Origin of the sequence: Pseudorhodoplanes sp. (assembly GCF_050250235.1) — a bacterium.
In the GTDB taxonomy this organism is placed as follows: Bacteria; Pseudomonadota; Alphaproteobacteria; order Rhizobiales; family Xanthobacteraceae; genus Pseudorhodoplanes.
The window spans coordinates 1-9,243 of record NZ_JBFWPA010000186.1 but is presented as its reverse complement, the minus strand read 5'-3'; the positions used below and the strand labels follow the sequence as shown (position 1 = coordinate 9,243).

Genomic DNA, 9,243 nt, shown 5'->3' with positions numbered 1-9,243 from the left:
CCACGTCCGACGCCCCGCACCAACACCATCATTCGCAGCCGCCATCTGGTGTCCACCTCTTCGATGGTGGACACCTAATCAACTCCACATGCAGAGCGGTAGGCGGTCGTCCGATCACGCTTACGGTTGAGCCCGTCATCGGCCATCTGAAAGCCGACCATCGCATGGGGCGAAACTACCTCGCCCATGCGACCGGCGACGCGATCAATGTCGTGCTCGCCGCCGCCGGCTACAACTTCCGCCGCCTGCTCGCATGGCTGGCGCTTCTGTGGGCCTTGTTCCTGAGCGTCCTCGACGACGCCAACGCCTCAAATCGCCGACTAATCGCCGCTTAAATCGCGTTCTTCACGGGCGACTAATCCGGGCAGAGCCCTCAAGGGCGTTCCCTTATCAGCCGTGGTCGGGCCGTATGGTCTCGTCAATGATCGGGCGCTTGGGCGCTCCCAAAATGAACAGAAACGACGCCATTAATAGAAATTTTATGCCCTTGAGCTTCTGCTTCCTACAAACCTGCAGCAAATCCATCCATGATAGGGTTTGCCTAGTCCGCAGGAACTGATGCGCAGCCTGCCTCTGGTAATTCCCGCTTAGGTGAGGGTCAATGATTTTGAGCACCCATAAGTGGCTATTCAGCTCCGCCAGAGCAAGATCTCTCTCTATTGCTGGATTGCTCCACTCTGCAACGTGACTCGCAATCCACGCAAAAATAGCAAAGTGCACGAACAATCGCTTGTCGCGGACCGCCACGTCCTGGCCAGGTCGACCGCAATCATAGTAGTAATGCGCTTCCGGTATCGCAACCATGCGCTTTGCCTTCGACAGGGAGATGAATTGAAAAGGTAAGTCATCGAAACGCGGCAAGTGAGTCGGAAATTGAGCGCTGCTCATTTCGAGGAAATCTCTACGATACAGACGGCGCCACATGGTGGGACGGTTCGATCGATATGCTGCTGGATCTACGAGGAATCCCCAATCAGCTTCGGCCCTGGATTCTGGGCGACAGCAGTCGATCACGACTTTACTGCTTCCATCGCTGTAAGCTTCGATATAGCCGCATTGCGCAATCTCAGCGTGATTAACTATGCAGACTGAATGGAGACGCTGCATCATCTGAGGGCTGACCCAGTCATCGGCGTCAACGAACGCGATATAGTCGCCTCGAGCCGCTTCCAATCCTGTCATTCGTGCTGCAGCGCATCCCCCATTTTGTCGATGGATAACGCGAATGCGCTGGGGGTATTGCGCAGCCCAATCATCGGCGATTTCGCCCGAACGGTCTTTTGAGCCATCGTCGACGACGACAATCTCGAGCCGGTCGAGCGTTTGTGCAACTAGGCTTGCCAAGCACCTACCAATGTAATTCTCCACACCATACGCGGGAACGATGACTGAGACCTCTACCTCGGAAAATCGCGCTCCAGTAAGGACCACAGGTGTATCGGTTATCCTGAAAAAGCACTCCCCCGCCACTGTGACAAATCTTCGCAACCAATGCGCGGCACTCACCGACACTACATCCTTAATCTCGCCAACCAACACTTTAGGCCGGGTCGTTTTAAGCAGCTCCTCCACGAGCTCGCTGTCCCACTCCTTCAAGTCAATGCGGATCGTATGGATTGAGGTGCTATTCCGGATCCACTGGTCCCAATAATTGATTCTAAACCGATCACCCCCCAATTCTCTGAGATACTGAATCGTTGGCAAATTCAATCTCGCGCCGCGCGAAACCACCACTTCGACGTTAGTGGAAGGCGATGCGCGAAGCGCTAGAGCTGCCTCAAGACCAGATCTTAACCCGCAAAGCAGCAGGCCTTGGCCGGGCGACTGCGGCAGGTAATGCGGGCCAAACCAAGCATTTTCGAGACGCCACACATCTTCACGGATCTCTGAGTCCGTACCGGCGATTGACGAGAGCCGACTAACCTCTTCCTGTAAACCTAAGATGTGCACACTCATTCCCTGTCTCCATCTCGAGCTACGGAACGGCTAGTCATCGTTGGGAGGTAGCCACTATCGGCTGCCGAACCCTCGCTGGCCTACCCGACGGCAGGCCGAACGGCAAGTGGAGCATAGAGCTGGCTCCGGTTATTTGGACAGCTCCCCGCGGATATTAAGTGATGGAGTGGATGTAAATGGACCCCGCCCGATTGCAATGGCTTTGACAGCATCTGGCTCTTGGTCACAACTTGAACTGATGGGGTGGATGCCCCCTCCGCCCAGCGTCGTAGGATGCTGGGCGGAGGGGGCATCCACCCCATCAGTTCACTTCTTTCAGGATCGGCTCTCAAAAAAATCGGAATGGCGCAATATCCACATCTGCGATTGATGGGTCGAAAAAGCTGCTGGCCACGATCTTCCTACCGGCAAAAACGTCCATCGTCTTTCCGTGTCAACTGTGCGAACGGTGGTTTTCCAATAAGATCTTGAGTTTGAGGGGTTTTGCAGATGGCCTGTTCTCAATCATCCGAACACGGGCATTCCATGAGCAGTCCCAGCTTACGGAGATCGAGATCAGTCGGCACAATGCCCATGAGCGAGAGAATTCTACCTATTGTCATGTCTTCGTACAGATCTTGTTCAAATTCGTGAGGAACATAGACTGAAAGTCTCGCAAGCAAATTGATAGCGCGCGAACTAAGCAGATAAGCAGGACCCTCGGCAAATTGTCCAATGCCCAGCCTTGAATAGGGTTCGTCAGGTATCGAGCATTTTCGAAAATGCCACGTACGATCGATTCCTTGATCGTTCATCGGGTCCCAAATTCTGCCAGCATAATCAGATCGGCCAAGTTCGTGAAGCAGGACCTCTGTCAGTTCATTCGGCTCTCGACATTGAATATCGTCATCAACTTTCAGCACTGCTGCGCTGACGTTAGAAAAACCTAAGAACCTCAACGCTGAAGCGACCTTAAGAGGGAGCTTTTCGTAGCTGTCAGCGCAAGGCACGAAAAGGCATTTTTGATCACAATCAAAACGATAGGTCGTTGTACTCGGATCGCCTATAATGACCAAATTAGAAATAAATTCATTTTCCGTAAATGAGGCCGCCGAGCGGTATGCGCGCAAGGATCGCTCCGCGCAAGAAATATGCATTACTATTATTGTCTTTCCAGAGTAAATCCGTTCAAATGTTAACAGGGAAGATTTGTTCAGCTCCACGAATTCGCTGGCATAAATTCCAAAACAAAAAGCCATAGACTCTGTCCATGTCCATTCGCATCGTATAGAGAGGCTGAGTAGTCGGAGACGTTCTTCACGTGAAGCCTGACTACTAAAATACTGCAGAAAGAAAAACTCAGGGAAACGCCTTTGCTCCTCAAGAGCCGAAAGTGCTTGCTCTATTGAGCCTTTATCGCAATCCACGGAGGTCAAAATTTGACTCGCACGGGCTTCGACCTCGGACGACCGATCCAGTCGGGCGACTTTCAATTGCAGACGACTAAGCACCTCCGAAGAAATGCGGTCATTGAAGGTTATTCCGCGGCGAGATAGTGTGAACAGCGTCCGATCGAACCGTTCGACGATTTTTCGCAACTCGCATTCGACCTTAGACTGCAGCAGCGCTTGAGTAGCAGCCTGACTTTGCAGATCAGCATGCAAGTCCGTGTGCAAACGCGCGACTTGGGCCGTAAGGTCGCGTAAACGCTCGAACTGATCAGTGAGTTCGCGCTTTTCCTCATTTGATCGGCGGCACTCCACTAAAACCAGCTCAAGTAACTCTCTTGTGGAAGGCCGTTCCTTTTTTAACCACCGCAACATTTGCAATTTTCTCCCTTCATACAAGGTGTCCATCGTCGAATGATTGGGACAGCGGGCGTCGTGAATTAACGGAGGACGCGGCTCACCTGGCGATTGAGTTTATGCGGCGGCCATTTGATGTTGCAAGCTTCGGTTCTGCCATTCAGCGACCGTCTCCAAAACTGCGTCGGTGATCGTCGAGACGAGATCGAGCGAGACCTCCAGTCCATAATGCTCCAGGAGATGGCCCTGGATCTCACGAACCGTCTTGCCGCGCGCATACATCGACACGATCTTCTCGTCGAAGCCCGGGAAGCGGCGCTGGTAACGCTGGATGAGCTTGGGATCGAAAGTTCCTTCCCGGTCACGCGGGATTTTGATGTCGATCTTCGACGTCTCGGTCAGCACGGTCTTCTTCGAATAGCCATTGCGGTGATTGGCTTTACCACCCGCTGTTTCGCCATCGAGATGATCGGTTAGCTCCGCGTTCGTGTTACGCCACTCTCCACAGGATGATCTGTCGACACGGCGCATGCCTTGGACAAGGGCGGTGAAAGCGTCGCGATAGCGAGACGCGTCAGCTTGTTGAAGAATCCCAGCCTCCCGGACTCGAAAGCCGCCTGCTGGCGTTCGAGAAACAGGCGCCGGAACAACTGGGGGAGCGGTTTGATGGTGAGAAAGAAGCTCGGCCGCGCCGCGACCCATCGTGTTCCGTAGGATGAGAGCTCGCCGCCCGGAACGACGCAATGGACGCGCGGGGCCTGCCCCCCAGGCATGGAGAACCGCGAGGCCACCGATCCTCGCGCCCAGCCTGCGCGGATTGGCGGCGAGCGCCGTCATGGAGTCGGTGGCTGCCTTGAACAGGATCGCGTAGACGACGGCCTTGTCCAGGAAGGCGATCTCGGCGATCGGCGCCAGCCACCCAATCTGGCTATGCTCGCGAGCCCCGGCCCATTACAGCATCTACGTTGACGGGTCTTAAAAATTGGGGCAACTATCCTGAACGAGAATTATCCATTGGACGAAGACGATCGTTTCGGACGTTCCGCCGCGCGCACATTTGGCGCGGGACACGCACGCTCCGAGTTGAAGCCGAAAATAAAGGAGAAAGCCGGTGTGCGCTGCTGCAGCCGAGGCCATATTTTTCGAGAGAAAGGATTCGAGGAGCAGCGAGTTGCTTATTTCCTTCATTGTTCCGGTCTATAATGCTGCCGCGACCCTCGTTCGGACTCTCGAATCTATCTGTGCCGCAGGCACTGAATTTCTTGAAATTATTATTGTTCACGATGGGGGGACGGACAACAGCCTCCAAATCGCAGAAAATTGGGCGAAGGCGAGGGAATGCCCCGCGAGAATCTTATTGCTAGACCAGCCGAATAGAGGTGCAGCTGCTGCTAGGATGACCGGCGTAAAGTATGCCCAGGGTACCTATATAGCGTTTTTGGATAGTGACGATCATATCAATGCCTTTGTGTATCGGCAAATGGCCAAGAATGCGGCCTCGGATGGATGGGATATCGGAATTTGCCGATCTGCTGTCTGGGATGCAACTGATGCGACAACATACAGCTTCTATGACTGGCACGTTTGGGAAAAGCTTTGTGGACCCGACGCGCTGTCGGTGAAGTCTTTGGCGACGGCGCCGCTCTTACTCCGCCTTGAGCCGAACGCGAACACCAGGATCATCAAACGGCATTTCTTTCAGTCCGCGAAAATAGGCTTTCCTGACGGACTGCTATTCGAAGACCTCCCCCCTCACTTTCTCGGGCTTATTAAAGCCACTCGTGTGGGTTTGTTCAACGCGACCGGGTACTATTACACTGTTTCGCGACGAGGAAAGATAACCGAGAGCCGCACTATGCGGCGTTTTGACATGCTTCAGGCCGGGCTGATCGCTACTAACATTTTAATCGAGAATAGAGTTTCAAGTTCTGCTGGAGCGGCGGGAACTGCAGCGCTAGCTCGTTTAGTGTTTTGGTGCGGGCAGATGGCGCCAAATTCCACACGCGAACAATACTTTAAAGAATCGTTCTCACTTTTTAAGCGCCTCCCGACCGAGTGGAAACAATCCGCGCTGCGAACAATCTGCGTCGACACGCGAGAGCGCCTTGTTTTACTTGCCCTTTCTTCTTCAGACCTGCTGTTGGCACTCAAGCTATGCGACTATACTTTGACAAGACCAACAAATAAATCTCTTTTCTCACCCTACCGCGATGTTGCTCTTAAGCTAGCTGTCAGGCCAATGCTACAGGGCGTAGGGCGGACGAGCATAGGAATACTTTCAGTGCCCCTGCGCGTGCTTTCAGTGCCCCTGCGCGTGATGGAGAGCAAGTATTTGGCAGAATTCCTGTGCACTCTGGCCAACGAGTTAAGGCCAATGGCCAAGCGCTTTCCCGCTATCGCGAACTTGGTCGAGGGGCTGCATCAGGCCGGAGGTAGCATGTGGAACCGCACCACTCGCACGTCCCGAAAAGGCTTTTAGCCGCGTAAGTGTGGTGAGACGAATAAGTCCATGCCACACAGCGGCTGGAATTGCGCTCGTCGCCCCGAGGTGTGGGCATTATCGGAGTCGGCCACTGATGTTCGCATTGGCCCGGCATAATCCTGAGTGCTGTAATGGGCTTGGGCTCGCGAGCATAGCCAGATTGAGTGGCTGTCCCTCAGAATGATGGTTTTGAAACGGAGTCCGAGCGATCGGCTCCAAGCATCAGGTGAGGAACAGCCATGGAATATTATGCCGGAATTGATATGTCTTTTAAAGAAAGCAGCGTGTGCGTGGTGGATGCGGCTGGCAAGGTCGTCCGTGAGGTCAAGATCGCGAGCGAGCCTGAGGCGCTTGTTCGGTATTTCGACGAGCTGGACTTGGCTGTCAGCCGCATTGGGCGTGAGGCGGGGCCGCTTTCGCAATGGTTGCATGCGGGGCTTGTGACCGCCGGACGCGATGCTGCGTTGCTGATGCTGCGTTGCTGATGCTTCGTTGCTGGAGACGCGGCATGTCAAAGCGGCGCTCTCCGCCATGACGGTGAAGACCGACCGGAAAGATGCGGGGGGTCGCCCAGCTGCTGCGGATGGGATGGTATCGCCCGGTTCACGCGAAATCGGCACCTTGCAAGGATACCCGCGCCCTTCTCGCTGGACGTAAACTCTTGCAAGGCAAGCTTCTCTGCGGGGCTACGGACTCAAGGTCGGCGAGGTCAGCCGGGGACGGTTCGAGACGCGCGTCCGGGAACTGACGGCCGGCCACGCCATCCTGGAAACGGTGATTGGCGCGATGCTGGCGGCCCGGATGGCGTTATGGAATGAGTTCACCCGGCTCCGCCGCGAGATGTTGAAGATCGCGCGCGCCGACAGGGTTTGCCGAAGATTGATGAGCGCGCCGGGCGTTGGCGCCCTGGTCGCGCTGACCTATCGCTCGGCGGTGGATGATCCGTCGCGGTTCGAAAAGTCCAGCGCGATCGCCGCCTATTTTGGACTGGCGCCGAAAAAATACCAGTCGGGCGAGACCGACCGTGACGGCGGCGTCAGCAAGGTAGGCGACGGCATGGTGCGAACCGCGCTTTTTGAAGCTGCCCATATCATGCTGACGCGAGCGGTTCGTTTTTCGAGCTTGAAACGCTGGGTGCTCGGCGTCGCACAGCGACGCGGCATGAAGCGCGCGAAGGTCGCTCTTGCGCGTAAGCTGGGCGTCGTCCTGCATCGCATGTGGGTGGAGGCGACCGAGTTCCGCTGGAGTAATGCTGTTCCAGTGTGGCGGCCCTTCGTGCCGACCACGGACAGAAGCGTGATCCTGGCGACGAGATATCGTTCAGAGGGACTTGACCAAAAGCCGCCCATTACAGAAGGTTACGCTACGGCATCGTTGGCGCAGACTTTCGAAGGCGTCTCGCTTCACGATCCATCTTATGTAAGCTGTGGACGCCAGCTGAAACCGTGGAATTTCCGTTGGTCGCCAGCAGAGTTGGAGGCTTACGCAACGAGGGCTTCAATATGAGGTACTGCATCGTTGGGGCCGGTTTTAGCGGTGCCGTCGTCGCACGATCCCTAGCCGACGAAGGGCACCATGTGCTCGTGATCGACGAACGTAAACATATCGGGGGGAATTGTTATACCGAAAGAGACGCCAAAACTGGCGTGATGACGCACTGTTATGGCCCGCACATTTTCCATACCGCCGATGAACGAGTCTGGAATTATCTGCGACGGTTTTCGACGATGACATCCTACGTTCATAAAGTCCGCGCAGTCGCCAAAGGCGCCGTTTATTCGTTACCGATCAATCTACTGACGATTAATCAGTTTTTTGGGAAAACGATGGGTCCAACAGAAGCCCGGGCATTCATTGAAAAAAAGGCCATGCCAATTCGCGAACCACGGAATTTTGAAGAGCAAGCCCTGTGCATGTTTGGAGAGGAGCTTTATTTGGCGTTCTTTCGCGGTTACACGCATAAACAGTGGGGGCTTGACCCAGCGCAGCTGCCTGCGTCAATCCTCAAGCGCTTGCCCATGCGCTTCGATTACGACGACAGCTACTTCGCGCATCCCCATCAGGCGATACCGAAGCGCGGCTATACAGAGTTGGTGGCGTCGATACTCGCCATGCCCAATGTCGAAGTGCGTCTCGGCGCCCGTTTTGAAGATATCAATGAGTTATTCGCGCATGTTGTCTACACTGGCCAGATTGACCGTTACTTCGACTTCAAGCTTGGGCGGCTTGGCTATCGGACGCTCGACTTCGAGGCATTCCGCGCCAAGGGCGACTTCCAGGGAACGGCTGTTCTCAATTATTGTGATGGCGATGTGCCCTATACTCGTATCACGGAGCATAAACATCTCGCCCCGTGGGAGAAACATCGATTTGATGACACAATTTGCTATCGCGAATTCAGCCGCGCCTGTGGCCCAGGCGACATTCCCTACTACCCGATAAGACTGGTTGACGAGCAAAGAATCTTAAACAGATACATCGAGCTCGCGAGAGCGACTGCGGGCGTGAGCTTCATTGGTCGACTGGGTACATACCGCTATCTCGATATGGACGTGACGATCGGCGAGGCGTTGAACGCGGCTGATCAGATGGTGAAATTGATTTCGGCAGGACGGATGCTTCCTGCTTTCTTTGTCGATCCGAGTTGAAAGCACTCAGAGCCGAACCAAAAAGTTTGGATTCATGAACAAGACGTTCACGCGTCAGACGTTTAAGCAAGATGCGGATCATGGCGAGTTTGACGAAGGCGGCGACGGTCGTGGTGTCGCGTTCGAAGTCGCGCATAAGGCGACGGTTGCGGCTGATCCAGGCGAGCGTTCTGTCAATCGGCCCTTTAATCGCGCCTTGAAGTCAAGCTGTCTTTGATATCCGCTGCCTGTCAATCGGCTCGCAAATTTGGCTCTGACGCATACTTGATGCAGCCTGTTGTCAGTCGGCTCCGACAAGTCGAGCTTCAAGAAGATCGAGTTTCGCGCGCCCATACATTTGGCGCTTGATTAGCTTCAACCTGGTGATCTGGCC

The 9,243-nt window shown here is 54.7% G+C and carries 5 protein-coding genes and 3 pseudogenes; 5 read left to right on the top strand and 3 right to left on the bottom strand.

The genetic code is table 11. The annotated features are described in order from the left end of the window. Positions 1-335, top strand: a pseudogene (locus AB7F49_RS35560) (IS5/IS1182 family transposase); the annotation flags it as partial. A gap of 55 nt (positions 336-390) precedes the next feature. Here the strand turns inward: AB7F49_RS35560 and AB7F49_RS35555 are convergent. The 3 genes and pseudogenes from AB7F49_RS35555 to AB7F49_RS35545 form a co-directional block, all read right to left on the bottom strand. Continuing rightward, positions 391-1,956 carry a glycosyltransferase gene (locus AB7F49_RS35555; RefSeq protein ID WP_428531422.1) on the bottom strand — a complete coding sequence of 522 codons (1,566 nt, stop codon included), beginning with the start codon at positions 1,954-1,956 and terminating at the stop codon, positions 391-393. A 500-nt stretch (positions 1,957-2,456) separates the two neighbouring features. Continuing rightward, a complete protein-coding gene (locus AB7F49_RS35550; RefSeq protein ID WP_428531419.1) occupies positions 2,457-3,791 on the bottom strand; it encodes a hypothetical protein in 1,335 nt (444 codons plus the stop codon). Between the two features lie 87 nt (positions 3,792-3,878). Beyond that, positions 3,879-4,235, bottom strand: a pseudogene (locus AB7F49_RS35545) (transposase); the annotation flags it as partial. 616 nt (positions 4,236-4,851) lie between these two features. On the opposite strand from AB7F49_RS35545, the gene AB7F49_RS35540 reads away from it, so the two are divergent. From AB7F49_RS35540 to AB7F49_RS35525, 4 genes and pseudogenes are all read left to right on the top strand, one after another. Next, a complete protein-coding gene (locus AB7F49_RS35540) occupies positions 4,852-6,219 on the top strand; it encodes a glycosyltransferase family 2 protein (protein WP_428531416.1) in 1,368 nt (455 codons plus the stop codon). Positions 6,220-6,461: 242 nt separating this feature from the next. Then, positions 6,462-7,476, top strand: a pseudogene (locus AB7F49_RS35535) (IS110 family transposase); the annotation flags it as partial. Between the two features lie 248 nt (positions 7,477-7,724). Then, on the top strand, positions 7,725-8,870 hold the full coding sequence (gene glf / locus AB7F49_RS35530; protein WP_428531413.1) for a UDP-galactopyranose mutase: 1,146 nt from the start codon (positions 7,725-7,727) through the stop codon (positions 8,868-8,870). A gap of 34 nt (positions 8,871-8,904) precedes the next feature. Continuing rightward, on the top strand, positions 8,905-9,087 hold the full coding sequence (locus AB7F49_RS35525; RefSeq protein ID WP_428531410.1) for a hypothetical protein: 183 nt from the start codon (positions 8,905-8,907) through the stop codon (positions 9,085-9,087). Positions 9,088-9,243: the final 156 nt, after the last annotated feature.